The organism is Rhodococcus sp. AH-ZY2, assembly GCF_030916465.1.
In the GTDB taxonomy this organism is placed as follows: Bacteria; Actinomycetota; Actinomycetes; order Mycobacteriales; family Mycobacteriaceae; genus Rhodococcus; species Rhodococcus ruber.
The window spans coordinates 2,567,904-2,594,665 of sequence record NZ_CP126458.1 but is presented as its reverse complement, the minus strand read 5'-3'; the positions used below and the strand labels follow the sequence as shown (position 1 = coordinate 2,594,665).

Genomic DNA, 26,762 nt, shown 5'->3' with positions numbered 1-26,762 from the left:
GAAGCGTGTGCGTGCAGGAAGATTCCCCGACTACTCTTGACCGTACTCGGGACGGTCGGCGACAATCAAGGGTTCTTCGTCCCCAGGAGCCGGGCGACGACGCGCCTGTGCAGTTCCGGGTCGGGCTTGGGCAGGCCGAGCATCGCGCCCAGGTAGATGCCGTCGCCGACGAGGCGCACGATCTCGGCGGTGACCGGGTCTTCGATCTCCGCGCGCAGCCCCTCGTCCCACGACCGCAGCACCTCGACGACCGCCCGGTGCACGTCGTCGTGCCGGCCGTCGGCGCTGCGCAGGGCGGCCACCGTGGACCGGAACAGGTCCATCTCCGCCGAGTCGCCGGTCTCGTCCGGGTCGGCAAGGTACCACTCCGCGACCGGGGTGCCGCCCGCGACGGCGTCGGCGAGTCGGGCGTCGCCGCGTTCGCCGAGGCGCCGCACCATGGCGGCGAGCATCGCCTCCTTGGTCGGGAAGTGGTACAGCAGACCGCCTTTCGATACCCCTGCGGCGGCCGCGACGCCCTCGAGCGTCACCTGGGCGACCCCCACGTCGACGAGGGTGCGTTCGAGGGCGTCGAGGATCCGGTCGCGTGTGTCGGAGGCCATGGCCCGATCCTACCGTCCGTTTCTGTACCGTCCGGACGGTAGGTGCTACCGTACTTTGTGTACCGGCTGGACGGTTCAGTGTGGAGGGACGAAGGATGACGAACACCGGGCAGATGCCGCCGGTCCACCCGGCGGACGCGGGAACCGGGCATGCGCAGGCCGGCGTGCGCACCTGGGCGGGCCTGGTGGTGCTCGCGGGTGCCGTGCTGCTGATCGCGGTCGATGCAACCGTTCTCGACCTCGCCCTGCCCTTCCTCAGCGCCGATCTGGCCCCGAGTGGGGTCCAGCTGCTGTGGATCATCGACGTGTATTCGTTCGCCGTGGCCGGTCTGCTGGTGACGATGGGCGTGCTCGGCGACCGCGTCGGCCGACGCCGGCTCCTGCTGATCGGTGCCGTCGGCTTCGCCGCGGCGTCGGTGCTCGCGGCGTGGGCGCCGAGTCCCGAGCTGCTGATCGTGGCGCGGGCACTACAGGGTGTCTCGGGCGCCACCCTCATGCCCGCCACCCTGGGACTCATCCGGCACATGTTCACCGATCCGCGGGAGCGGACCGTCGCCATCGGCGTGTGGGGCGCGATGGCCGGCGGCGGGGCCGCCGCCGGCCCGCTCGTCGGCGGCTGGCTGCTCGAGCACTTCTGGTGGGGGTCGGTGTTCCTGATCAACCTTCCGATCATGGCGGTCCTCGTGGTCGCCGCGCCGTTCCTCGTCCCGGAATCGCGGGATCCGCACCCGGGCCGCTTCGACCTGCCGGGAGCCGCCCTGTCCCTGCTGGCCGTGGTACCGATCGTCTACGCGGTCAAGGAGACCGCGCTGCACGGCCCCCGCGTCGCGGCGCTGGTCGCGCTGGGGGGTGGTCTGACGGCCGCCGTCGCGTTCGTTCGTCGCCAGCGGAGCGCGGCGGATCCGCTGCTCGACCTCACGCTGTTCCGGCACCGCGAGTTCTCGGCCGCCGTCGCGACCAATCTGCTGTCGATCTTCGCCCTCGCCGGGGTGTTGTTCTTCGGTTCCCAGTACCTGCAGCTGGTCCTCGGAGTCGGACCGCTGGAGGCGGGTCTGCTGATGCTCCCCGGCACCGCGACCAGCGCCCTGTCCGCACTCGGCGCGGCCTGGCTCGTGCGGCGCCTGCCGGTGGGAACCGTCCTGTCGGGTGCCCTGGCCGTCGCAGCCGTGGGCGCCGCCGTGCTCCTGGCGCTGGACACCGCGCACGGAGCCGGCGTGTTCGTCGCCGGTTTCGTCCTCATCGGCGTGGGCGTCGGCATCGCGCTGACCCTCACCACCGACCTGGTGGTCGGGGCCGCCCCGGCCGACCGGGCCGGCGCCGCGTCCGCGGTGTCGGAGACGGCCTACGAGCTCGGTGTCGCCCTCGGTGTCGCGGTCCTCGGCAGCGTCGTCACCGCCGTCTACCGGTCCCGGCTCGGCGTCCCGGGTGGGGACCACGAGTTCGATACCCTCGGCGGCGCCGTCGCCGCGGCCGGCCGCCTGCCGGCGGCCGAGGCGGAGATCCTCCTCGAGTCGGCGCGCTCCGCGTTCGTCGCCGGCACCCACGGTGCCGCGGCCGCCACGGCGGCGATTCTGGCGGCCACTGCCGTGCTCACCCTGCGGATGCTGAGCCCGCGATGACCCGTCAGGTCCGAGGTGCAGCGGCGGCGTCGAGAACGACGAACGAATGCCCCGGGACGAGGGTCGCGGAGGCGGTCCGGTTGACCACCACCGGCTCCCACCACACGAGGGGAGCCCCGCCGAAGGGCACGGTGACCGGGTCGGGTCCGAGGTTGCACGCCACGCGCAGGCTGCCGCGGTGCAGCACGATCCAGCGCTCGTCCTCGTCGTAGTCGACGTGCAGGTGCTCGAGCCACGGATCGGTCAGCTCGGCGCGTTCGCGGCGCAACGCCAGGAGCTGCCGGTAGCAGTCGAGCACCCGTGCGTGGGCGGGTTCGGTCCGTTCGGCCCAGTTCAGCGTCGACCGCCGGAACGTCTCCGGATCCTGCGGGTCGGGGACGTCCTGGGCGTCCCATCCGTGCTCGGAGAACTCGCGCCGACGTCCTTCGGCGGTGGCCCGGGCCAACTCGGGTTCCGGGTGGGAGGTGAAGTACTGGAACGGTGAGCTCGCGTCCCACTCCTCGCCCATGAACAGCATGGGGGTGAACGGGGAGGTCAGCACCAGCGCGGCCTTGACGGCGAGCTGACCGGAGTCGAGGTAGTGGCCGGGCCGGTCGCCGACCGCCCGGTTGCCGACCTGGTCGTGGGTGCACGTGTAGGCCAGCAGGGAGCTCGCCGGGACGCGCCCGGTGTCGAGCGGCCGCCCGTGGGTGCGCCCGCGGAAGCTCGAATAGGTGCCGGCGTGGAAGAACCCGTGCCGCAGGGTGCGGGCGAGGCAGTCGAGCGAACCGAAATCGCCGTAGTAGCCCTGCCGCTCCCCGGAGACGGCGGCGTGCACGGCGTGGTGGATGTCGTCGTCCCACTGCGCCTGCAGGCCGTAACCGCCGGCTGCGCGGGGCGAGATCATCTTCGGATCGTTCAGATCGCTCTCCGCGATCAGGCTGAGCGGACGGCCCAGATGCGCCGACATCCGGTACGTCGCGACGGCCAGCTCCTCGAGCAGATGCACGGCGGTGTGGTCGACGAGAGCGTGCACCGCGTCCAGGCGCAGCCCGTCGATGTGGAACTCCCGCATCCAGCGCAGGGCGTTGTCGAGGATGTAGCGGCGCACCTCGCCGGAGTCCGGACCGTCGAGGTTGACCGACGCACCCCAGGTGCCCTGCCCACCGGACAGGTACGGCCCGTAGCGGTCCAGGTAGTTGCCGGACGGTCCGAGATGGTTGTACACCACGTCCAGGATCACCCCGAGGCCGCGGGCGTGGGCGGCGTCGACGAAGCGCTGCAGGCCGTCCGGACCGCCGTAGGGCTCGTGCACCGCGTACCAGAGCACACCGTCGTAACCCCACCCGCGGGTGCCGTTGAAGGCGTTGACCGGCATGAGTTCGACCAGGTCGACACCGAGGTCGACGAGGTCGTCGAGCCGGGCGACGGCCGCGTCGAAGGTGCCCTCCTCGGTGAAGGTGCCCACGTGCAACTCGTACACCACCCCGCCGGCGAGTTGCCGGCCGGTCCACGACGTGTCGGTCCAGGCGCGCTCGTCGAGCGTGTGCAGCTGGGACAGCCCGTGCACCCCGTCCGGTTGCCGCGGGGAGCGCGGGTCGGGCAGCACGGTCTCGTCCTCGTCGAGGAGGAAGCCGTAACGGGCACCGGGGGAGGCGTCGACCTCGGTGCGCCACCACCCCTGGTCCTCCCGGCGCATGGAGTGAACGGTGCCGTCGACGTGGAGCCGGACGGATTGCGGGGTCGGAGCCCAGACCTCGAAGGTGTGCACCCGATCAGCATGCCCGCTCGCCGCTGCCGCTGCAGACCTCCGGAATCGGCTGCAGTTCCGATGCAACCGATGCTGATAAGCTGAGTTCGATGTCCCAGCATGCCAAGAGGGCCTACAGTTCACCGCTGCGTGAGGAGGCTGCGCGCCGGACGCGAGCGACGATCGTCGACGCCGCCGCCCGGCTCTTCGTCGACCGCGGGTACGTCAGCACCACGGTCAGGCAGATCGCCGAGGCTGCCGGGGTGGCGGTGCGCACGGTCTTCACGGCGTTCCCCGGCGGCAAGTCCGAACTGTTCCGGGAGGCGCTCGACGCCGCGGTCGCGGGCGGGTCCGCGGTTGCCGTCGGCGACGAGCCCGCGCCGGGCCGGGGGCCACGTCCGGGACGGGTCGCGACCGGAACCGCGGGCTCGGACGCCGAACGCATCGTCGAGCAGGTCGTCCGCTACGGCGCCGACCTGCTCGAGCGGGCCGGCGGTCTGCTGATGACCTCGGTCGAGTCCTCGGGTGCGGACCCGGACATGCGCCGGTTCGCCGACGAGGACGCGCGCGCGACCGCGGACAACGCGCGCACCATCGCGGACGGGCTGCACCGGCACGGATTGCTGCGCGACGACGTGAGCGTGGAGCACGCGGCGCACGTGTTCTACACGCTGGGTTCTCCGCAGGTGCATGCCCTGCTGCGCCGCGACTGCGGCTGGGACGTGGACGAATACCGGGCGTGGCTCACGGCGACCCTGCGGGCGACGCTCCTGCGCTGAGCGCGGCCGCGGGCCCGGCCGCCCGCACCGCCCTCGGGGTGGTCCCGAAACGGGCCCGGAACGCCGTGCCGAACGCACTGAGCGAACCGAAGCCGGACGCGAAGGCGATACCCCCCACGGACACCGCGTTCCAGCGCGGATCCTCGAGGCGGCTGCGGGCGCGGTCCAGCCGCCGGGCGCGGAGCAGTTCCGCGGGCGTGGTGCCGGCCGTCCGCAACGCGAGCTGCAGTTGGCGCAGCGACCAGCCCAGCTCGCGGGCCATCGACGCCGGGGTCAGATCCGGGTCGTCCGAACGTTCGTCGACGTAGGCCCGGGCCGCCTCGGCCACCGCCTGCAGGCCACCGGGACGGAGGGGGCCGTGGGTATCGGCCAGGACGAGGGACACGAGCTCGATCACCCGTGCGCTGATCGCGACGAAGGCGGGGCCGGACAGCGACGTGCGTTCGCGGGCCAGCGTCCGCGTCATGGTCCCCGCCACCGCCCCGACGCCGCGGCGCAGGTCGAGCACACTCGGGCCGTCGGCGACGGCCCGATCGGGCAGGCAGCCCTCGGGGACGGTGAGCACCCACGCCCGGGCGTGGGCGCCATGGACGAGCTCGAACGGGCGGGCCATCGACACCAGGGCCGCGCGCCCGACGGGCACCGGCAGTGCGTGCCCGCCGTGGGCGACGGTGAGCGCACCGGACTTCGGCACGAACAAGCGCATGCTCCGGTCGTCGTCCCCGCGGACGTGCCGGGCGGTCCGCGCGTAGGTGATGCGATCGGACCAGAACTCGACGAGCTGGTGACCGCCGCAGCGCTGCACGTGTGTGGCCCCGACGAAGCCGGCCGGGGCACGCTCGTCCCGATCGGGGAACGAATAGTCCAGGGTGCCGTGGTTGAACCGCACGTGGTCGGTCCAGAACTCGGCGCGGTCGCGCTCCGGCACCCGGCCCGTCGTCGTGAACCGCACCTCGTACTCCGCTGCCACCGGGACCTCCTCGTCGGCCGTGCGCGCGCCGGACAGTGCTCTGCGCGGATCGACGAGTGCTGCGTCCCGCCCGCTCCCTACGCTCGTCGGCAGTGTAGTGACGAACGCCACAGCCGGAGCGCGGTGGCCCGATCCAGGAGGTTTCCATGCAGCGAGCAGCGGTCAACGGGACGGAACTCGCCTACGTCGACGCCGGTCCGCGCGACGGAGTGCCGATCGTGTTCAGCCATTCGCTCTTCTTCGATCACACGATGTTCGACGCGCTCGCGGAGAAGTTCACCGCCGACGGGTACCGGGTCGTCGCCTACGATCATCGCGGGCAGGGCGAGAGCGCCCCGGCGCCGCGGGCGGAACTCGCGGTCGACGTCCTCGCCGAGGACGCGGCGGCCCTGATCGAACACCTCGGTCTGGCCCCGTGCCACGTCGTCGGCAACTCGCTCGGCGGGTTCGTCGCGCTGCGGCTCGCCGCGCGACGCCCCGAACTGCTCCGCACGGCCGCCGCGCTGGGTTCGTCGGCGGAGGAGGAACACAAGCTCGCCGAGTTCGCTCCGCTGGTCGAGCATCTCACCGAGCACGGCACGGCGGACGTCGTCGACACGGTCATGTACATCATGTTCGGCGATTCGAGCCTCGCTCAGGAGAGTTCGATGACGAGCACGTGGCGCGCCGCGATCGCCCGGCTCGAACCCCGCATCGGCGACGCCGCCCACGGCGTCATCCACCGCGGGCGGATCGTCGAGGAGCTGGCCGGGTGCCGCGTGCCGGTCCTCGCCGTCGCCGGGAGCGAGGACCACGCGTACCCGCCGCCGATCTCGTCGGCGAACATCGCCGACGCCGCGAGCGGCCGGCACGTCACGGTGGACGCCGCAGGGCACTCCGTGGCACTCGAACAGCCGGAGGCGGTCGCCGAGCACCTCAGGAAGCACTTCGCCGCGGCGGAGAAGGGCTGATCCGCAGGTCGGAGGGGCGCGGCAGCCGCCCGGCGACCTGAACCGTGCGGAGCTCGCGCACAGCAGCGGGAGGGCACCGGGCAGGAGCGATCGGGATGTACGGGCACGAATCCATACGAGACGGAATATCAAAATTATCCGAATAAGTGTGTCCACGTTCCTCGATCCACCGAAGCCCCGCCGAATAACCCCGCCGAGCAGCCACGCCGACCTCGGGCGGTGCGACGTGCCCCGGTGCCGAACCGGGGACGCTGACACAACCCGCCGACGGCACGGCGGGCGTGTTTCGGACCACCGCGCGGCGGATACCCGGGGCCGACAGGTTCCACCGTCCGCGCCCCCACCGGGGGTGCGGACGGCGATCGTCGCCGGCTCGACGGGTCGGTGACGGTGCGCCGGAGATGACGCTGCCGAGAAGGGGTTCCATGAGCCACGCCAGCTTCGCGTCCCGGGTCGGCGCGGCACGCGAGAGGATGTTCGATCTCGTGCTGGAGATCGCGGCGATCGTCGAGGCCGCCGACGCGCTCGACCGGGACTCCCTGCCCCTCGCCGACGAGATCGCCGTGAGCGGACTGATCGATGCCCTCACCGACGTGAGCCGGCACTTCGATGCGGCGGCGGAACCGTTCGGGGAGGCGGTGTGGTTCTCGCGGCACCTGCCCGGTCCGTTCGGTTGACGGCCACGGGTGAGGATTGCGCCGCCGGAAACCGGGTATGCGGTCGGGGCCGAGACGCTGCGCTCGGCCCTGTTTCCGTACAGCAGACACCAGGAGCGCACTTGAGCAACCAGGACCCCGGACCCCGACCCGAAGATGCGCCCGGCCTCGACGCCGGTGGGGGCGTACAGCCCGGAGACACCCCACCCGACGCCGGACAGACCTCCGGCCTGTCGCATCCCCAACCGAACCCGAGCCGGGTGATGCCCGTCTTCGCGATCGTGCTCATCGCGCTGATCGTGCTCGGAGTGGCGGCGTTCTTCGTGGCGCGCGCGTTCGCCCTGTTCGACTGAGACACCGAACGACTGGGACACCGAACGACTGGGACACCGAACGACTGGGACACCGAACGACTGAGACACCGAACGGTCGGGCTCGTCAGGGTCGTCCGAGCGCCCCGACGTAGTACCAGCGGCCACCCTCACGGAGGAACCGGCTGTGCTCGTGCAGCACGTCCTCGTGACCGCCGAAGCGGTAGTGGGCCCGGAACTCGACCGTCCCCTCCGAGTGCAGGAACCCGCCGCTCGTGCGCACCACCTCGAGCCCGGTCCACCGCTGCGCCGGATCGAGATCCAGTCGCGCCGGGCGGGTGTCGGGGTGCCACGTACGACGCAGATAGTCGTCGTCGCCCACCGCGAAGGCGGTGTACCGCGACCGCATCAGCTGCTCGGGCGTCGGCGCGTCCCCACCCGCGAGGAACGGCCCGCAGCAGTCGCCGAACGGAAGACCCCGGCCGCACGGACACGGAGCGGACGATTCGGGCCGGGGGTAGCGCGGGCGTCGAGTCACCGGCACATTATCGCCGCCGCCCGGAACCGGACGGTCGTGGCACGATCGACGCCCGGGACGAGCGCGGTCGGAGGAACGGTGAACCATGGTCGATTCTGCCGCCACACCGGCGCGGGGACAGGGCAGTCCCGGCACCGCGCTACACCACAGCTTCGCGGCCGTCCCGGTGGCCGGGCCGTACGACACCGCCGCCGACGTGCTCGACCGGATGCGGGAACACAGCTTCGACAGTGCCGCCGTCGTCGCCGTGCTCGTCGGTGAGACGCTCGCCGGTCTCGTCACGATCGAACGGCTGCTGGCGGCCCCCGGTGCCGCCCGGATGGACGACCTCATGGACCCGGATCCGCCGGTGGTGCACCCGGATACCGCGCAGGAACGCGCCGCGTGGAAAGCGGTGCAGCACGGCGAGCCGGGCCTGGCCGTCGTGGACGGCCACGGCCGGTTCCGCGGCCTCATCGCGCCGCAACAACTGCTCGCCGTGCTGCTGCACGAGCACGATCAGGACATGGCCCGGATCGGCGGCTTCGCGCACTCGGTGGAGGCGGCGCGGGCCTCGAGCGTCGAGGGAATCCGTCGCCGGCTCTGGCACCGGCTGCCGTGGCTCGTCGTCGGTCTGATCGGGGCCATGGTCTCGGCCCGCCTGATGCAGGTGTTCGAGGCCGAACTCGACGCCGACCTCGCCGTCGCGTACTTCGTGCCGGGAATCGTGTACCTGGCGGACGCCGTCGGGACGCAGACCGAGGCACTGGTCATCCGCGGATTCTCGGTAGGGGTGGGGATCCGCCGGATCGTGCGCCGGGAGGTGCTGACCGGACTGTCGGTGGGGGCGCTCCTCGGGGCGACCATGCTGCCGGCCGTGCTGCTCATGACCGGGAACCGGGATCTCGCGGTCGCCGTGGCGTCGGCCGTGCTGGCCGCGAGCACCATCGCGACGACCGTGGCGATGGTGCTGCCGTGGGCGCTGCAACGGCTGGGCAAGGACCCGGCGTTCGGGTCCGGCCCGCTCGCGACGGTGATCCAGGACCTGCTCTCCATCGTCATCTACTTCGTGGCCGTGACGCTGCTCCTCGGCTGAGGGTGGGGCGATCTCCACCCCAGGGTTCCTTGGGGCGCAGGACGATACCGGGTCACGATGAGACCACCGACCGACAACCCGTGGAGGCCCCGTGACCGCAACCTCGGAGAGGTTCACCCCGAGCCACACCGACCCGGATCGCGTGTTCGACGAGATCGACCGGATCGATGCCGAGATCGTCGCCGCCATCCGGTACCGGACCGGCCTCGTCCACCGTGCCGGCCGGCTGCGCCGCGCCGGGCACGGAACGACGTCCGTGCATGCGTGCCGCGAGATGGCGGCGCTCACCCGGTTCACCACTGCGCTGGGCCGGGACGGCACGGCGCTGGCGGCGACGCTGCTGCGGTTGGGCCGCGAACCCCTTGCCGACACCGCGACCTGCGGGCAGGATTGAGTCCGCCCCCGGAGGTTGTGATGAGCGTCGTCACCGAATCGCGTCTGACATACGTCGACAAGCAGGGGCGGCAGCATCGATTCGAGCTGTCGCCGGGCTCGCCTCGCGTCACCATCGGCCGGGCCCCGACGTCGGATGTGGCCTTCACCGGCGACAACGAGGTCTCCCGCCTGCACGCCGTCGTGGAGTGGATCGGCACCCACTGGACCATCCTCGACGACGGGCTCTCCCGAAACGGCACGTTCCTCAACGGGGAACGCATCACGGGACGCCGGCGGCTTCGGGAGGGCGACAGCATCCGGATCGGCTCGATCCGCCTGACCTTCCAGGAGATCGGCGCCGGCCCGGACGAGGCGACCCGTGTCGCGTCGGAGCTGCCGACGGTGCGATCGCTGACGCAGACACAACGCGGCATCCTGCTCGCGTTGTGCCGGCCCTACAAGCACGGCGCCGCCTTCGCCACCCCGGCATCCAACCAGGACATCGCCTCCGAACTGTTCCTCAGCGTCGATGCGGTGAAGACCCACCTGCGGGCGCTGTTCGCGAAATTCGGGGTCGAGGACCTGCCGCAGAACCAGAAGCGGGTCCGGCTCGCCGAGCTCGCCCTCCACAGCGGCGTCATCACCGAACGCGACCTCTGACCGGCGGCTCACCCGACCCGCTGCAGCAACCCGCCGAGTGCCCGCGCGACCTCCGCGGGCCGGTCGGTGATCACCGAATGGCCCGCGCCGTCGACCCGCACCAGCTCGGCGCGTGGCAGCCGCTCCGCCAGACCGGCCGACAGCTCGAACGGGGTCCACTCGTCCGCCGAGCCGCACAGCACGACCGCGGGGACGGCGGCGAGCACCGCCAACGCGGCGGACTCGTCGAGCACCGCGAACGATCGCAGGAACGCCGCCATCGTCACCACCGGCGTGTCGTTCGCCAGCACCGCCATCAGAGCCGCCAACCGGGAGCCGGGGGTTCGTCGCTGCGACGTCCGCCGCAGCGGCCGCACCGCCCGCCCACCCAGGTGCAGCGCGCGTTGCACCGCGCCGGGCGCGTGTCGCACCGCCCGGTGGAACAACGCGACCGCGGGACTGTCGAGGTAACGCCCGAGACCCGACCGCCCGAGATCACCGGCGGCGGTGCCGATGAGACAGACCCCGGCGACGCGGGTGCCGACCTCGTGCGGATGCTGACGGGCGTAGGACAGGATCGTCATGCCGCCCATCGAGTGGCCGACCAGCACCACCGGCCCGGCGGAGACCGCGCGCAGTACCGCCGCGAGATCACGCCCGAGCTGCTCGACGGTGTACGTCTCCGGCCCGGCAGTGCCGGACGCGCCGTGACCCCGGTGGTCGAAGAACACCATCCGCAGCGTGGCCCCGTACCGCCGGATCAACGAATCGCGAAGCGGCGACCAGGTTTCCGTGCGTCCGCAGTGCCCGTGGACGAACACGGCGGTGAGCGGCGCGTCGGCCGCGCCGAGCTCGTGGACCGCGAGCGGCACGCCGTCGTCGGCGATCACCGTGTGGCGGCGCACGAGACGCTCGGTGCGGAGGGTGGACATGCGGACAAGGATCCACGGACGCCGGCGCCGGGACGAGCAGCCCCGGTGGTGGTGGATTTCACCTCAGGGGGCCACTTCTGCACCCTGGGTGGTGGACAATCTCGCCATGGATGCGCAGCGGTACGTCGGCGTGGTCGGGCCCGCGGAAGCCACGGCCGAACAACGCCGGATCGCCCGTCAGGTCGGCGGGCTGCTCGCGGCGCGACGCGCCGTCGTCGTGACCGGGGGACTGGGCGGGGTGATGGCCGCGGCGTCGCGCGGCGCCGCCGAGGCCGGCGGCACCACCCTCGGCCTGCTCCCCGGCGACGACCGCGCGGAAGCCAACCCGTACCTGACCGTGTCGATTCCGACCGGGCTCGGCGAGATGCGCAACGCCCTGCTGGTACGCACGTGCGAGGCGCTGATCGCGGTCGGCGGCAGCTGGGGCACGCTCAGCGAGATCGCGCTCGCCGTCCGGACCGGGGTCCCGGTGATCTCGATCGGGGGGTGGCCGCTGCCCGCCGCCGGGGTGCTCGCCGTCACCTCCGCCGGGGACGCCGTCGAAGCCATCCACGACCTGCTGTGGCGGCGCGATCCCACCGCGGGCTGGACCGGTTGAGGACTTCCCGCACCCGAGGGTGATTCTCGACCACCCCTGCGGGTGCCACCTCCACCGCTGGGGTCGGTATCTGCATCGGGGTCTGCGGACGACCGTGGAAGCAGCACAGTCCACCGGTCGTCAGGAGTACCCCCGTGTTGCACGAAAGCCCGGTCGCCCACGCACATCTCGGTGCCCCGCAGCCCACCGGCGCGTTTCCGCTCTCGGCGGCCCAGCGCGGCATCTGGTTCGCCCAGCACCTGGCCGGCGACACGCCCGTCAACATCGCCCAGTACGTCGACATCACCGGGGATCTCGACCTCGACGCCCTCGAGACTGCCGCGCGTGCGGTCGGACGCGAGTTCGGCACCGGGTTCCTGCGCATCCTCGAGGAGGACGGTCACCCGTTCCAGACCGTCGTGCACACCGGAGAGCGCCTGACGGTGGTCGACCTGCGGGGCGAAGCCGACCCGGTCGCCGCGGCCCGCGACTGGATGGAGCGCGACTACACCGCCCCCGTCGACATGTGCACCGACCGGCTCACCGTCACCGCCGTGCTGCGCGTCGGCGACGACCGCTGGTTCTGGTACGCCCGAATCCACCACATCGCCCTCGACGGCGTCGGAGCGATGACCCTCGTCGCGCGCACCGCCGAGCGCTACACCGCCACCGTCACCGGAACCACGGTGCACGCGCCGCGCACCGCCGCGCTGCCCGACATCGTCGCCGCGGACGAGGCCTACCGGCGCTCCCCGCGGTTCGAGACCGACCGCGCGTACTGGACCGAACACCTGGCCGGCCTGAGCGATCCCGTGTCGCTGGCCGGCCGGGGTGCCCCCGCCGACGCGCATCCACTGCTGGTCGGCGCGGAACTTCCCCCCGACACCGAGCAGGCCCTGCGCGATGCCGCGGCCCGTCGCGGGTCGAGCCTCGCCCCGCTCGTGGTCGCCGCGTTCGGCACCTACCTCGCCCGGATGACCGGCCACGACGAGGTGATGCTCAGCCTGCCCGTCTCGGCCCGCACCACCGCCGTGCTGCGCCGCTCCGGCGGCATGCTCGCCAACGTCGTGCCGCTGCGGCTGCGGACCGACGCCGCCACCGTCGCCTCCGTGATCGCCGCAGCGGAACTCGAGCTGACCGGGGCGCTGCGCCGCCAGCGGTACCGGCAGGAGGACATCGCCCGCGACCTCGGTCTCACCGGCGACCACGCCGCCGGGTTCGGCCCGTCGGTCAACCTCATGCTGTTCGACCACCAGGTCCGGCTCGGCGCGCTCACCGGCCGGGTCCACGTGCTCACCTCCGGGCTCATCGAGGACCTCTTCGTCAACCTCTACCCGGGCGGGCACAGCACGCACCTCGACTTCCAGGCCAACCCGAACCTGTACACCCGGGACGAGCTCGCCGCGCACCACCGACGGTTCCTCGCGTTCCTACACCGTTTCGCCACCGCCGACCCCGGCCGGCGGCTCACCGACCTGGACCTGCTCGGCGACGACGAGCGCGCGGCCCTCGTCCCGGCCCGCGGCGCCGAGCCGGTGCCCGCCCGCACCCTCGCCGACCTGCTCACCGCCGGGGCGGCCCTCGACCCCGGTGCCGTCGCCGTGATCGACGGTCCGCGCACCGTGACCTACTCCGAACTGGACACCGCCACCGACCGGCTCGCCCGGCTGCTGCTGACCCGCGGCGCCGGACCGGAGACCACCGTGGCGCTGGCGCTGGCGCGCTCGCTCGACTCGGTGCAGGCCGTGTGGGCGGTCGCCAAGACCGGGGCCGCGTTCGTGCCCGTCGACCCCGGCCACCCCCGCGCCCGGCTCGACCACGTCCTGCGCGACAGCGGCGCCCGCATCGGCCTGACCGTCGCCGCGCACCGGGACGGCCTGCCCGAGCACACCGACTGGATCGTGCTGGACGACCCCGCGACCGTCGCGGCGGTCGCGGACATGGACGCCGCGCCGATCACCGACCGGATCGTCCGACCCGAGCACGCCGCCTACATCGTCTACACCTCCGGGTCCACCGGCACCCCCAAGGGCGTCGTCGTCACCCACGCCGGCCTGGCGAACCTCGCCGACGACGCCCGCACGCGGCTCGCCGTCACCCCCGATTCGCGTGCCACCCACCTGTACTCGCCGGCCTTCGACTCCTCGATCGAGGAGCTGCTGGTGACCTTCGCGGCCGGCGCCACCCTGGTGGTGGTACCGCCGCAGGCCTACGGCGGCGCCGAGCTCGCCGAGGTACTGCACGCCGGACGAGTCACCCACCTCGACGCGACCCCGGCCGTGCTCGCGACCCTCGACCCCGACGAGCACCCCGAGATCGGCACGGTCGTGGTCGGTGGGGACGCCTGCCCGCCCGACCTGGCCGACCGGTGGTCCCGGGGCCGGCAGTTCCTCAACGCCTACGGCCCCACCGAGGCCACGGTCACCGCCACGTTCGCCGCCCCGCACCGTCCCGGCGCCGGCGTCGACGTCGGAGCACCGATCCGCGGCATGCGCGCCCTGGTCCTCGACCGGTGGCTGCAGCCCGTGCCGGTGGGGGTGACCGGCGAGCTGTACCTGGCCGGGCCGGGTGTCGCGCGCGGCTACCTCGGCCGTCCCGACCTGACCGCGGCCCGCTTCGTGGCCGACCCGTCGGCACCCGGCGAACGCATGTACCGCACCGGCGACCTGGTCCGCTGGCGCGGTGTGTCCTTCGGGCTGCCAGGACAACCCAAAGGACACACCGGCGGCGCAGCCGCCGCGCTCGAGTTCGCCGGCCGCACCGACCACCAGGTCAAGATCCGTGGATTCCGCGTCGAACTCGGCGAGGTCGACGCCGCGCTGCTCCGGCACGACACCGTCGCCCGAGCCGTCACCGTCGGCACCGCCACGCCCGCCGGCGCGACCGTCCTCGCCGCCTACGTCGTCGGCCGTCCCGGCGCCCCCGTCGACGGTGACGCCCTGCGCGCCGCACTCGCCGCCACCCTGCCCGCCTACCTCGTGCCCGCGGTGATCACCGTGCTGCCCGAGCTGCCGCTCACCCCCGTCGGCAAGATCGACCGGGCCGCGCTGCCCGCCCCCGACTTCGGCGCCACCGCGACCCCCGGCGGCCGCGCCCCCGAAGGCGCACGCGAGGAACTGATCGGCGCGCTGTTCGCCCAGGTGCTCGGGGTGGAACGGGTCTTTGCCGACGACAGCTTCTTCGCCCTCGGCGGCGACAGCATCGTCGCGATCACCCTGGTCTCCCGCGCTCGTGCCGCCGGACTGCGCTTCACCGCCCGCGACGTCTTCGAACGTCGCACCGTCGCCGCCCTGGCCGCCGTCGCGGTGGCGGACACCGGCGACGAGCCGGCCCTCGCCGAACTCCCCGGCGGCGGCACCGGCCCGGTCGAGACCACCCCGATCGTCGCCGAACTGCTGACCGACGGCGGGCCCGTCGACCGGTACGGACAGGCGGTGCTGATCCGCCTGCCCGAGCACCCCGACCCCGCGCACCTGGCCGGGGCCGTGCAGGCACTGCTCGATCGGCACGACGCGCTGCGGATGCGGCTGACCGCGTCCCGCACACTCGAGGTGCTCCCCGCCGGTGCGGTCGCCGCCGAGGCGGTGCTGCATCGCACCCCCGTCGACGAGCCACGCGGCGCCGCCGAGGCCGCGCTGGAGGCCGCCGCGGACCGGCTCGACCCCGCCGCCGGGATCGTCGCCCAGTTCGCGTGGCTGGCCTCGCCCGGCGGCCGCGACGACCTGCTCGTGGCCGTCGTCCACCACCTCGCCGTGGACGCGGTGTCCTGGCGCATCCTGCTGCCCGACCTCGCCGCCGCCTACACCCACGGCGGTGCCGCGTCCGCCCTCGCCCCGGTCGGCACGTCGCTGCGCCGGTGGGCGCACGGCCTGACCGAGACCGATCGCAGCGACGAATTGCCACTGTGGGAGCGGATTCTCGCCACGCCCGATCCGGCGCTGGGGGAGCGGCCGTTCGACCCGGCGCGCGACACCGCCGCCACCTCCGCGCAGCTGCGCGTCCGCGTGCCCGCCGAGGTCACCGACGCCGTCCTGACCGCCGTACCCCAGCGGTTCCACTGCGGCCCCGTCGAGGCGCTGCTCGCCGCGCTCGGCCTGGCCGCCGAGCGGTGGCGCCGCAACCGTGGCCGCCCCACCCCCGCGACGCTCGTCGGCGTCGAGGGCCACGGCCGGGAGGAGGCAGCGGTCCCCGGTGCGGACCTGTCCCGCACCGTCGGATGGTTCACCACCGTGCACCCGCTGGACGTGGACCTGACCGGGATCGACGTCGACGACGCCTTCGGCGGCGGCGCCGCGGCGGCCGCGGCGATCCGATCGGTCAAGGAACGACTCGCCGCCGTCCCCGACCACGGCATCGGCTACGGCCTGCTCCGGTACGTCGCCGGGATCCTGCCCGCGCATCCGGCACCGCAGATCGCCTTCAACTTCCTCGGCCGCATCGACACCACAGTCGACGCACCGTGGCTGCCGCTCGGCACCGCCGCGACCCGCGAACCCCGCATGCCGCTGCCCGCGGTGCTCGACATCGACGCCGCGGTCGACGCCGACGGACTCGTCGGCACCTTCACCTACGCGACCGGCCTGCTCGACGAGGACGCCGTCGACGAGTTCGCACAGCTGTGGGTGGCTGCGCTCGCCGCGCTCGCCTGGCACGTCGGCGACCCGGCCGCCGGCGGCCACAGTCCCTCCGATTTCCCGCTGGTCGCCGTCGACCAGGACCGGATCGACGAGTGGGAGCGCGACCGGGGAGGCCTGGCCGACCTGTGGCCTCTGTCCCCCCTGCAGGCCGGGCTGCTGTTCCACACCGGCTACGCCGCCGCGGACGCCCCCGACGACTACACCGTGCAGACCGCGCTCGAACTCGCCGGCACCGTCGACGCCGCCCGGCTGCGCGCCGCGGCACAGTCCGTGGTCGACCGGCACGACAGCCTGCGCGCCGCCTTCCGTGACACCGCCGCCGGTCCGGTCCAGCTCGTACGGCACACCGCCGTGCTGCCCTGGCGGGAAACCGACCTGCGCGGCCGCGCCGACACCGACGGCGAACTGGCGCGCATCCTCGACACGGACCGCGCCGACCGGTTCGACCTCACCGCCGCGCCGCTGCTGCGCATCCACCTCATCCGCACCGCCGACGACCGGTACCGGCTGCTGCTGACCAACCACCACCTCGTCCTCGACGGCTGGTCCACCCCGCTGCTCGTCGCCGAACTGCTCACCGCCTACGCCGCGGGCGCGGCCGTGCCCGGCCCGGCGCCGTCGTTCCGCAACCACCTGGCCTGGCTCGCCGGCCGGGACGCCGTCGCCGCGCGGACCGCGTGGGCCCGCGCGCTGGACGGCATCGACGCCCCCACCCTCGTCGCCCCGCACGCCGACGGGGCCGACACCGGCGGCGCCGCCCACACCGTCGAGCTGAGCGCCGAGACCGCCGCCGGACTCGCCGCCGCCACCCGCGCCCACGACGTCACCCTCGCCACCGTCGTGCAGGCGGCGTGGGCGCTGACCCTGGCCGAGGTCACCGGCCGCACCGACGTGGTGTTCGGCTCCACCGTCTCCGGCCGACCGCCCGAGCTGCCGGGCGTGGACGCTGTGCTGGGTCTGTTCGTCAACACCGTGCCGGTGCGGGTGCGCCTGCAGCCCACCGACACCGGCACCGAACTGCTGCGCCGCATCCAGGCCGAACAGGCGGCGCTGCTCGAGCACCAGCACCTCGGCCTCCCCGAGATCCACCGGGCCGCCGGCGTCACCGAACTGTTCGACACCCTCGCCGTCGTCGAGTCCTACCCCCTCGACCGCGACGCTCTCTCCGCACTGGCCGACAGCGCCGGAATGCGCGTTCTCGGCGTCACCGGCGCCGAAGCCACCCCGTACCCCGTGAGCCTGATCGTCGAGCCGGGCGACCGGCCGCAGCTGAGCCTGCGGTACCGCCCCGCCGCGGTCGGCGACGTCGCCGCCCGCCACCTCGTCGAGCGCTGCGCGCAGCTGCTCGGGGCGCTCGCCCGCACCCCGGACCGCCGCATCGCCGCGCTCGGCGCCCCCGGGGTCGCGGCCCCGTTCACCCCCGGCCGGGACCGCGCCGTCACGCTCGCCGAGATCCTCACCGGCACCGCAACCCGTCACCCGGACGCGGTCGCCGTCGTCACCGATGCCGGCGAGATCACCTACCGCGACCTGAACGACCGGGCCGACGCGCTGGCGGGGCTGCTCGCGGCGCACGGCGCCGGACCCGGCACGGCCGTCGCGCTGGCGCTCACCCGCTCGTTCGAGTCGCTTCTCGCCGTGTGGGCGGTCGCGAAGACCGGGGCCGCCTTCGTTCCCGTCGACCCGCGCCATCCACAGGACCGGATCGAGCACATGCTCACCGACTCCGGCGCCCGGCTGGGCGTCACGGTCTCCGCACACGGTGCCCGGCTGACCGGTGCCGCGGCAACCTGGCTGGTCCTCGACGACCCCGCCACGACCGCCCGCCTCGCCGCGACCCGCCCCGCGGCGACGTCGCCGGCCCGGCTCGACGACCCGGCCTACCTGATCTACACCTCCGGCTCCACCGGCACCCCGAAGGCCGTCACCGTCACCCATCGCGGCCTGGGCAACCTGGTCGACGCCCAGATCGCCGTGCTGGGACTGACCCTCTCGGCCCGCGTCGCGCACGTCGCGTCACCGAGCTTCGACGCCTCCGTGTTCGAACAGCTCGCCGCGTTCGCCGTCGGCGCCGGGCTCGTCGTCGTGCCGCCGACCGTCGTCGGCGGCGACGAACTGACCGCCCGGCTCACCGCCGCCGCCGTCACCCACCTCGTCGTCACCCCCGCGGTGCTGGCCACCCTCGACCCGGCTGCGACCGCCACCGTGCAGACGGTGGGCGTCGCCGGCGAGGCCGTCCCCACCGACCTGGTGCGCCGGTGGGCGCCCGGCCGCACGATGCTCAACTTCTACGGCCCGACCGAGGCCACCATCTGGGCCACCGTCGCCGACCTCACCGCCGACGCGCCGGTCACGCTCGGCACCGGCATCCCCGGCACCGAAACCCTCGTCCTCGACAGCTGGCTCCGGCCGGCGCCGCTCGGCACGGTCGGCGAACTGTACCTGTCCGGCCCCGGTCTGGCGCGCGGCTACCACGGTCGTGCACCCCTGACCGCGAGCCGGTTCGTCGCGCATCCCCACCGGTCCGGCGCCCGCATGTACCGCACCGGCGACCTCGTGCGCTGGACCCGCGGCGGCGACGGCCGGCCCGTCCTGGACTATCTGGGCCGCACCGACTTCCAGGTCAAGGTGCGCGGCATCCGCGTCGAGCTCGGCGAAATCGACACCGCCCTCACGGCCGACGCCGACGTCGACTTCGCGACCACGGTCGGACGCCCCGGACCCACCGGCTCCACCGTCCTCGTCTCCTACGTGCGGCCCGTGCCGGGACGCACCCTCGACCCGGACCGGCTGCGGGACCGGCTCGCCGAACAGCTCCCCGCCCATCTCGTGCCCGTCGCGATCGTCGTCCTCGACGAGGTTCCGCTCACCCCGGTCGGCAAGCTCGACCGGACGGCGCTGCCGGAGCCGGACTTCGGCCGCAGCCGCCGCCCGGCCCGCGCGCCGCGCGGACCCGTGGAGACCGCCGCCGCAGCCGCGTTCGCCGAGGTGCTCGGCCTGGCCGACCGCGGTGCCCACGGCTCGTCCTTCGACCTCGGTGCCGACGACTCGTTCTTCGACCTCGGTGCCGACGACTCGTTCTTCGACCTCGGTGCCGACGACTCGTTCTTCGACCTCGGCGGCACCTCCCTCGACGCGACCCGCGTGATCGCCCGCGTCAACGCCACCGCCGGCACCGCCCTGGCGGTACGCGACCTGTTCGAGGCGCCCACCCCGGCGGCGCTGGCCGCACGCGCCGCGGGCCGCACCGGTGCCGCCGTCGCGCTCGGGCGCCGCGAGCGGCCCGCCCGCCTGCCGCTCGGACCGGCACAGCACCGGATGTGGGTGCTCAACCAGTTCGACCCCGCCTCCGGCGTCTACAACATCCCGGTGGCGCTGCGCCTGCGCGGACCGCTCGACCGCACCGCCCTCGCGGCCGCCTTCGGCGACCTCACCGGCCGGCACGAGAGTCTGCGCACCGTCTTCCCGGCCGATGCGGACGGCCCGCACCAGGTGATCGTCGATGCGGTGCCCCCCGCCCTCGACATCGTCGACGTGCCCGCGGACGCGGTCCGTGCCGCGGTGGCGACTTTCGCCGGTGCCGGTTTCGACCTGACCGTCGAGCTGCCGGTGCGGGCCCGGGTGCTGCGTCTGGGTGCGCAGGAGCACGTGCTGGTGCTGGTGCTGCACCACATCGCCGCGGACGGGGTGTCGGTGGCGCCGCTGGCCCGGGACCTGATCGCCGCGTACGCCGCGCGTACCGCGGGGGCGGCGCCGGCGTGGGCGCCGCTGCCGGTGCAGTACGCCGACTACACGCTGTGGCAGCGCGAGACGCTCGGCGACCCCGACGACCCCGACTCGACCACCGCCCGGCAACGCGAGTTCTGGACCCGCACGCTGGCCGGCCTCCCGGACCGCATCGTGCTGCCCGCCGACCGGCCCGGACCCGCGGTGCAGTCCGGCGCGAGCGCCGATGTGGATCTCGCAGTCGACGCCGACGTGCACGCCCGGCTGCGGGCCGTCGCCGCCACCGAGAACGCCACCGTGTTCATGACCGTGCACGCCGCGCTCGTCGCGTTGCTCTCGCGTCTCGGCGCCGGCGACGACATCGCGGTGGGCACCGCGGTCGCCGGCCGCGGCGCCGCCGAACTCGACGACCTGGTCGGGATGTTCGTCAACACCGTGGTCCTGCGCACCCCGGTGCGTCCCGAGGTCACGTTCGCCGACCTGGTGGCGCAGGTGCGCGAGGCCGACCTGGCCGCGTTCGCCCACGCCGACCTGCCGTTCGACCAGGTGGTCGAGGCGGTGCGCCCGGCCCGCTCGACCGCGCACCACCCGCTGTTCCAGGTCTCCCTCGCGCTGGCCGACTTCGCGGCACCCACGCTCGAGCTCGACGGGCTCGGGATCGCCGTGGAGGACATCGCCCGGGACTCCTCGCAGTTCGATCTCGCACTCGAGCTGCGCGAACACACCGGCGACGACGGACGGCCCGCCGGGCTGGACGCCACCCTCACCTACGCGACCGACCTGTTCGACCACGACACCGCCCGCACCCTCGCCGCGCGGTTCGTGCGCCTCCTCGCCACCGTCACCACCGACCCGGCCGTCCCCGTCGGGGACGTGGAGCTGCTCGACGCCGCCGAGTCCGCCGAGCTGGCCGCCACCGCCGGCCCGGCCGGTATCGGGCCGTGGCTGCTGCCCACGCTGCTCGCGGCCGCCGCCGCCGCACACCCCGCGCGCCCGGCCGTGCGTGCCGACGGCACCACCTGGACCTACCGGGAACTCGACGACGCCGCCGGCCGGCTCGCGCACCGGCTCGTCGCCGCCGGGGTGGGGCCGGACGTGCGCGTGGCCCTCGCGCTGCCCCGCTCCGCGGAGTCGGTGCTCGCCGTGTGGGCCGTCGCCAAGGCCGGCGGTGCCTTCGTGCCCGTCGATCCGGCGTACCCGGCCGAGCGCATCGCGCACATGCTGCACGACAGCGGCACCACACTCGGACTGACCACGGCCGCGCACCGGGCCGCGCTGCCCGGCGCGCTCACCTGGCTCGAGCTCGACGACCCGGCGGTGCGGGCCGCATACGCCGACGACTCGGCCGCACCGTGGACCGATGCGGACCGGACCCGGCCGCTGCATCCCGAGCACGCCGCCTACCTGATCTACACCTCCGGCTCGACCGGCACCCCGAAGGCCGTCACCGTCACCCACCGCGGGCTGGCGAACATCGTGCGCGCCCAAGCCGACTCGCTCGACGTCGGGCCGGATGCGCGGGTCCTCGGCTTCGCCTCGCCCAGTTTCGACGCAGCGATCTTCGAACAACTGGCCGCCTTCGGCGCCGGGGGCTGCCTGGTGTCGGTCCCGCCCGGCATCGTCGGGGGCACCGAACTCGCCGCTCTCCTCGAGGCCGAGCAGGTGACGCACGCGGTCCTCACCCCGTCGGTGCTCTCGACGCTGGACTCGGCGGAGTCGACCTCGGTCCGGGTGCTCGCGGTGGCCGGCGAGGCGGTCGGTACGGACCTGGTGGAGCGGTTCGCCGGGGGCCGGACGATGCTGAACCTGTACGGGCCGACGGAGGCCACGATCTGGGCGACCGCGTCGTCGGCACTGACGGCGGGCCGGGCACTGACGATCGGATCCGCCGTGCGCGGCGTGACGCCGCTGGTGCTCGACGACCGGTTGCGGCCCGTCCCGGTCGGTGTGGCGGGGGAGTTGTACCTCGCCGGCGACGGGCTGGCGCGCGGCTACCACGGGCGGCCGGGACTGACCGCGGCCCGGTTCGTGGCGCATCCGCAGGGCGCGCAGATGTACCGCACCGGGGACGTGGTGCGGTGGGTGCACGCCGCCGGCCGGCTCGAGCTCGAGTACGTCGGCCGCAGTGACCACCAGGTCAAGATCCGCGGAATGCGGATCGAGGTGGGGGAGGTCGACGCGGCGCTGGCCGGGCTGCCGGAGGTCGACCGCGCGGTGACGGTGGGCCGGCCCGGACCGGCCGGGTCGCCGGTACTGGTGTCGTACGTGCTCGCGGCGACCGGGTGCGCCCCGACGGCCGAGGCGCTGCGGGCCCGGATGTCCGAGTTGCTGCCGGCCCATCTCGTGCCGGCGGCGCTCGTCGTGCTCGACGAGTTGCCGCTGACGCCGGTGGGCAAGCTGGACCGGGCGGCCCTGCCCGAGCCCGTGTTCGCCGCCGGCGCGGGGCGTGCCCCCCGCACACCGGCCGAGGAGGCCGTGGTCGCCGCGTTCGCCCAGGTGCTGGATCTGGACCGGGTGGGCATCGACGACTCGTTCTTCGACCTCGGCGGCAACTCGCTCGACGCCACCCGCGTCGTCGCCCGCCTGAACTCCGCCCTGGCGGTGCGCGACCTGTTCGAGGCGCCCACCCCCGCGGCGCTGGCCGTGCGCCTGCTCGAGCGTCCCGCGCCGAGGATCGCCCTCACGGCCCGGCCCCGCCCGGCCCGGGTGCCCCTCGGACCGGCGCAGCAGCGCATGTGGGTGCTCAACCAGCTCGACCCCACCTCCGCGGCGTACAACATCCCCGTCGCGTTGCGCCTGTCCGGTCCGATCGACGCCGCGGCGCTCGCCGCGGCGTGGCGGGACGTGACCGACCGGCACGAGAGCCTGCGCACCGTCTTCCCCGCCGATGCGGACGGCCCGCACCAGGTGGCCGTCGACGCCGGGAACGTGCTCGACTTCACCGAGGCACCCGCCGACGTGCATGCCGCGGTGGCGGGTTTCGTCGGTGCCGGTTTCGACCTGACCGTCGAGCTGCCGGTGCGGGCCCGGGTGCTGCGTCTGGGTGCGCAGGAGCACGTGCTGGTGCTGGTGCTGCACCACATCGCCGCGGACGGGGTGTCGGTGGCGCCGCTGGCCCGGGACCTGATCGCCGCGTACGCCGCGCGTACCGCGGGGGCGGCGCCGGCGTGGGCGCCGCTGCCGGTGCAGTACGCCGACTACACGCTGTGGCAGCGCGACATCCTCGGTGACGAGACCGATCCGCGGTCGACCGCCGCGCGTCAGCGCGACTTCTGGGTGAGCACCCTCGCCGGGCTCCCCGACCGGATCACCTTGCCCACCGACCGGCCGCGCCCGGTCGTGCAGTCCATGGCGAGCGCCGATGTGGATCTCGCAGTCGACGCCGACGTGCACGCCCGGCTGCGGGCCGTCGCCGCCACCGAGAACGCCACCGTGTTCATGACCGTGCACGCCGCGCTCGTCGCGTTGCTCTCGCGTCTCGGCGCCGGCGACGACATCGCGGTGGGCACCGCGGTCGCCGGCCGCGGCGCCGCCGAACTCGACGACCTGGTCGGGATGTTCGTCAACACCGTGGTCCTGCGCACCCCGGTGCGTCCCGAGGTCACGTTCGCCGACCTGGTGGCGCAGGTGCGCGAGGCCGACCTGGCCGCGTTCGCCCACGCCGACCTGCCGTTCGACCAGGTGGTCGAGGCGGTGCGCCCGGCCCGCTCGACCGCGCACCACCCGCTGTTCCAGGTCTCCCTCGCGCTGGCGAACTTCGAGGAGCCGGAGCTCGAGGTCGCGGGCCTGCGCATCGCACTGCAGGACGTCGCCCACGAGTCCTCACCGTTCGACCTGAGCCTGACACTGCGCGAACGCACGACCGCGAACGGCGAACCCGCCGGAATCGAGGTGAGCCTCGGCTACGCCACCGACCTGTTCGACGACGCCACCGCCCGGACCCTCGCCGCCCGCTTCGGCCGGCTGCTGACGGCGGTCGCCGAGAACCCGCACGCCACGATCGGCAACGTCGACCTGCTCGATCCGCGGGAGGCCGACGAACTGCGGGCCGGCACGGGCCCGGAGCCCGTCGCCCCGGTGACCCTGCCGGAACTGCTGCACGCCGCGGCGACGGCGCGACCCGAGGCCGTCGCCGTGGTCACCGACGACCGGCAGGTCACCTATCGCGAACTCGACGCCCGCGCGGCGCTGCTCGCCGATGCCCTCGCCGCGCGGGGTGCCGGCCCCGGCACCCTCGTCGCGCTGGCACTGACCCGATCGTTCGACTCGGTGCTCGCGGTGTGGGCGGTCGCCCGAACGGGCGCGGCGTTCGTGCCCGTCGACCCCCGGCACCCGCAGGAACGGATCGAGTACATGCTCGCCGATTCCGGTGCCGTCCTGGGGGTGACCGTGACCGAGCACCACGACCGCCTGCCCGCCTCGCTCGGGTGGCTGGTGCTCGACGGCCCGGCTGCCGACACGCGTCTCGCGCTCGTCCCGCAGCGGCCGCGGGCCACGGCCGTGCACGTCGACGACCCCGCCTACCTGATCTACACCTCAGGTTCGACCGGCGCTCCCAAGGCGGTCACCGTCACCCACCGCGGACTGGGCAATCTCGTCGCCGCGCAGCGGGAGACCCTGGCGCTGACCCCGCAGGCCCGGGTCGCGCACATCGCGTCGCCGAGTTTCGACGCCGCGGTGTTCGAGCAACTCGCCGCGTTCGCCGTCGGCGCCCGGCTCGTGGTCGTCCCGCCCACCGTCGTCGGCGGCACCGAACTCGCCGACCGGCTCCGCGCGGCCCGGGTCAGCCATCTCGTCGTCACCCCCGCCGCGCTGTCGACGCTCGACCCGGCCGCCCTGACCTCGGTCGAGGTGCTGGCCGTGGCCGGGGAGGCGACCGGACCGGAACTCGTGGACCGGTTCGGCGAGGGCCGGACGATGCTGAACCTGTACGGACCGACGGAGGCCACGATCTGGGCGACGGCCGGCCCGCTGGTGCCGGGCCGGGCGGTGACGATCGGATCGGCCGTGCGCGGCGTGACGCCGCTGGTGCTCGACGCCCGCCTGCGGCCGGTACCCGCCGGCGTGACGGGCGAACTCTACCTGGCCGGGGCCGGGCTGGCGCGGGGCTACCACGGGCGGGTGGGGCTGACCGCGAGCCGCTTCGTCGCCCGTCCCGATCAGCCGGGGGAGCGGATGTACCGCACCGGGGACCTCGTGCGGTGGGTGCGGGCCGGGGGCCGGCTCGAGCTCGAATACCTCGGGCGCGGTGACCACCAGGTCAAGGTCCGCGGGATGCGCGTCGAGGTCGGGGAGATCGACGCGGCGCTCACGGCCCTGCCCGAGGTCGACTTCGCGGTCACCGTCGGGCGGCCCGGACCGTCCGGCGCCCAGGTGCTCGTCTCCTACGTGCTCCCGGCGCCGGGGCACCGCCTCGAACCGGCCCGGGTACAGCGCCGGACGGCGCAGCGGCTGCCCGGACACCTGGTGCCGGCGGCGATCGTCGTGCTCGACGAGTTGCCGCTGACCCCGGTCGGCAAGCTGGATCGCGCGGCGCTGCCGGAGCCGGTGTTCGCGGCCGGCTCGGGACGCGCCCCGCGCACCCCGGCGGAGGAGGCGGTGGTCGCGGTGTTCGCGCAGGTCCTCGGCCTCACGCACGTCGGGATCGACGACTCGTTCTTCGACCTGGGTGGGACCTCCCTCGATGCCACCCGTGCCTGCGATCGGCTCGGCGCCGAACTCGGGACCGCCGTGCCGGTGATCGCGCTGTTCTCGGCGCCCACCCCGGCGACCCTGGCCGCCCGCCTCGAGGCCGAGGACACCGGCGGGCAGCCGGACTCGCCGTTCGCGGTGCGGCTGCCGCTGCGCACCGACGGCGACGGAGCCCCGCTGTTCTGCGTGCATCCGGCGTCCGGACTGGCGTGGGGCTACGCCGGGCTCGCCGCGCACCTCGCCCCCGGACGGCCGGTGTACGGACTGCAGTCCCCGCACCTCGACGGCCGCGAGGACGCCCCGGCGACGATCGCCGCGTACGCCGAGCGGTATGTCGACGAGATCCGTGCGGTCCAGCCCACCGGCCCGTACCACCTGCTCGGCTGGTCGCTCGGCGGATTCATCGCCCACGCCGTCGCGGCGCGGCTGCGCGACGCCGGCGAGGAGGTGGCGCTGCTCGCGCTGCTCGACGCGGACCTGATCGCCCGCGACGTCGCCGCGCCGGAACCGCTGACCGCCGGCGAACTCGTCGCCGCCCTCGGCTCGTCCCTGGGGCTGCCCGACGTCGATCCGGACCTGACGGCCGCCGAGGCCGCCGCGCTGATCCGGACCCACACCGGGGCTCCCGTCGACGCCGGCCACCTCGACCGGATGGTCGCCGACTACAACGGTTCGGCGGCGCTGCTCGCCGGCTACCGGCCACCGCTCTACGACGGCGACCTCGTCTTCGTCACCGCGACGGCCGACAAGCCGCATCACGCCGGGGGTTTCGCCGGCTGGCGACCCTACGTCACCGGCGCGATGCACAACCACCTGCTCGATGTCGCCCACGACCGGATGACCGCACCCGACGCGGTGCCCGCCCTGGCCGCGGTGCTCGATCGGCATCTCGGCGACGACCGGTACCTCGCCGCGTCCTGACCGCGCAATCCACCCCCCTTTTCTTCCGAACGGAG

The 26,762-nt window shown here is 74.0% G+C and carries 15 protein-coding genes; 10 read left to right on the top strand and 5 right to left on the bottom strand.

Annotation, left to right across the window (positions count from 1 at the left end; genetic code table 11):
• Positions 1-65 precede the first annotated feature (65 nt).
• Complete coding sequence (locus QNA09_RS12890; protein ID WP_010594413.1) at positions 66-602, bottom strand: TetR/AcrR family transcriptional regulator; 537 nt, start codon at positions 600-602, stop codon at positions 66-68.
• 95 nt (positions 603-697) lie between these two features.
• Between QNA09_RS12890 and QNA09_RS12885 the strand changes: the two genes are divergently transcribed.
• Complete coding sequence (locus tag QNA09_RS12885; RefSeq protein ID WP_048771001.1) at positions 698-2,221, top strand: MFS transporter; 1,524 nt, start codon at positions 698-700, stop codon at positions 2,219-2,221.
• Positions 2,222-2,225: 4 nt separating this feature from the next.
• On the opposite strand, the gene treZ is transcribed toward QNA09_RS12885, so the two are convergent.
• Entirely contained in the window at positions 2,226-3,971 is a 1,746-nt protein-coding gene (treZ, locus tag QNA09_RS12880) for a malto-oligosyltrehalose trehalohydrolase (protein ID WP_048771003.1), read from the bottom strand.
• Positions 3,972-4,060: 89 nt separating this feature from the next.
• Here treZ and QNA09_RS12875 point away from each other — a divergent pair, with 89 nt between their 5' ends.
• On the top strand, positions 4,061-4,729 hold the full coding sequence (locus QNA09_RS12875; RefSeq protein WP_010594416.1) for a TetR/AcrR family transcriptional regulator: 669 nt from the start codon (positions 4,061-4,063) through the stop codon (positions 4,727-4,729).
• On the opposite strand, the gene QNA09_RS12870 is transcribed toward QNA09_RS12875, so the two are convergent.
• Entirely contained in the window at positions 4,695-5,699 is a 1,005-nt protein-coding gene (locus QNA09_RS12870; protein ID WP_010594417.1) for a helix-turn-helix domain-containing protein, read from the bottom strand. The two genes, QNA09_RS12875 and QNA09_RS12870, sit on opposite strands and share 35 nt — an antisense overlap.
• 146 nt (positions 5,700-5,845) lie before the next feature.
• Between QNA09_RS12870 and QNA09_RS12865 the strand changes: the two genes are divergently transcribed.
• The 3 genes from QNA09_RS12865 (at position 5,846) to QNA09_RS12855 (ending at position 7,658) form a co-directional block, all read left to right on the top strand.
• A complete protein-coding gene (locus tag QNA09_RS12865; protein ID WP_119699843.1) occupies positions 5,846-6,649 on the top strand; it encodes an alpha/beta fold hydrolase in 804 nt (267 codons plus the stop codon).
• A gap of 425 nt (positions 6,650-7,074) precedes the next feature.
• Positions 7,075-7,326: a hypothetical protein gene (locus QNA09_RS12860; protein WP_010594419.1), complete on the top strand. Its 252-nt coding sequence runs from the start codon at positions 7,075-7,077 to the stop codon at positions 7,324-7,326.
• A 101-nt stretch (positions 7,327-7,427) separates the two neighbouring features.
• Positions 7,428-7,658: a DUF6480 family protein gene (locus tag QNA09_RS12855; protein ID WP_010594420.1), complete on the top strand. Its 231-nt coding sequence runs from the start codon at positions 7,428-7,430 to the stop codon at positions 7,656-7,658.
• A gap of 85 nt (positions 7,659-7,743) precedes the next feature.
• Here QNA09_RS12855 and QNA09_RS12850 read toward each other — a convergent pair whose 3' ends face one another.
• Positions 7,744-8,154 (bottom strand): YchJ family protein, encoded by a 411-nt coding sequence (locus QNA09_RS12850; protein WP_108754919.1) that lies wholly within the window; start codon positions 8,152-8,154, stop codon positions 7,744-7,746.
• Positions 8,155-8,239: 85 nt separating this feature from the next.
• Between QNA09_RS12850 and QNA09_RS12845 the strand changes: the two genes are divergently transcribed.
• The 3 genes from QNA09_RS12845 to QNA09_RS12835 all read left to right on the top strand — a co-directional run bounded on the left by QNA09_RS12845 (position 8,240) and on the right by QNA09_RS12835 (position 10,264).
• Entirely contained in the window at positions 8,240-9,229 is a 990-nt protein-coding gene (locus QNA09_RS12845; RefSeq protein WP_010594422.1) for a magnesium transporter, read from the top strand.
• A gap of 91 nt (positions 9,230-9,320) precedes the next feature.
• Positions 9,321-9,623: a chorismate mutase gene (locus tag QNA09_RS12840; RefSeq protein WP_010594423.1), complete on the top strand. Its 303-nt coding sequence runs from the start codon at positions 9,321-9,323 to the stop codon at positions 9,621-9,623.
• A gap of 20 nt (positions 9,624-9,643) precedes the next feature.
• Complete coding sequence (locus QNA09_RS12835; RefSeq protein WP_010594424.1) at positions 9,644-10,264, top strand: FHA domain-containing protein; 621 nt, start codon at positions 9,644-9,646, stop codon at positions 10,262-10,264.
• Between the two features lie 8 nt (positions 10,265-10,272).
• On the opposite strand, the gene QNA09_RS12830 is transcribed toward QNA09_RS12835, so the two are convergent.
• Positions 10,273-11,175, bottom strand: a complete 903-nt coding sequence (locus QNA09_RS12830; protein WP_119699842.1) for an alpha/beta fold hydrolase — start codon at positions 11,173-11,175, stop codon at positions 10,273-10,275.
• A gap of 106 nt (positions 11,176-11,281) precedes the next feature.
• On the opposite strand from QNA09_RS12830, the gene QNA09_RS12825 reads away from it, so the two are divergent.
• Together QNA09_RS12825 and QNA09_RS12820 are read left to right on the top strand one after the other, a co-directional pair.
• The gene (locus QNA09_RS12825) at positions 11,282-11,773 is read left to right on the top strand and encodes a TIGR00725 family protein (protein WP_003938253.1); all 492 of its coding nucleotides are present in this window, start codon (positions 11,282-11,284) and stop codon (positions 11,771-11,773) included.
• Between the two features lie 134 nt (positions 11,774-11,907).
• On the top strand, positions 11,908-26,727 hold the full coding sequence (locus tag QNA09_RS12820) for a non-ribosomal peptide synthetase (RefSeq protein WP_308072460.1): 14,820 nt from the start codon (positions 11,908-11,910) through the stop codon (positions 26,725-26,727).
• Positions 26,728-26,762: the final 35 nt, after the last annotated feature.

Bases quoted from the DNA above. Each gene is read 5' to 3' on its own strand.
- QNA09_RS12835 (WP_010594424.1), top strand. From the start codon at position 9,644: ATGAGCGTCGTCACCGAATCGCGTCTGACATACGTCGACAAGCAGGGG.
- QNA09_RS12875 (WP_010594416.1), top strand. From the start codon at position 4,061: ATGTCCCAGCATGCCAAGAGGGCCTACAGTTCACCGCTGCGTGAGGAG.
- QNA09_RS12885 (WP_048771001.1), top strand. From the start codon at position 698: ATGACGAACACCGGGCAGATGCCGCCGGTCCACCCGGCGGACGCGGGA.
- QNA09_RS12860 (WP_010594419.1), top strand. From the start codon at position 7,075: ATGAGCCACGCCAGCTTCGCGTCCCGGGTCGGCGCGGCACGCGAGAGG.
- QNA09_RS12845 (WP_010594422.1), top strand. From the start codon at position 8,240: ATGGTCGATTCTGCCGCCACACCGGCGCGGGGACAGGGCAGTCCCGGC.
- QNA09_RS12865 (WP_119699843.1), top strand. From the start codon at position 5,846: ATGCAGCGAGCAGCGGTCAACGGGACGGAACTCGCCTACGTCGACGCC.
- QNA09_RS12830 (WP_119699842.1), bottom strand. From the start codon at position 11,175: ATGTCCACCCTCCGCACCGAGCGTCTCGTGCGCCGCCACACGGTGATC.
- QNA09_RS12825 (WP_003938253.1), top strand. From the start codon at position 11,282: ATGGATGCGCAGCGGTACGTCGGCGTGGTCGGGCCCGCGGAAGCCACG.
- QNA09_RS12890 (WP_010594413.1), bottom strand. From the start codon at position 602: ATGGCCTCCGACACACGCGACCGGATCCTCGACGCCCTCGAACGCACC.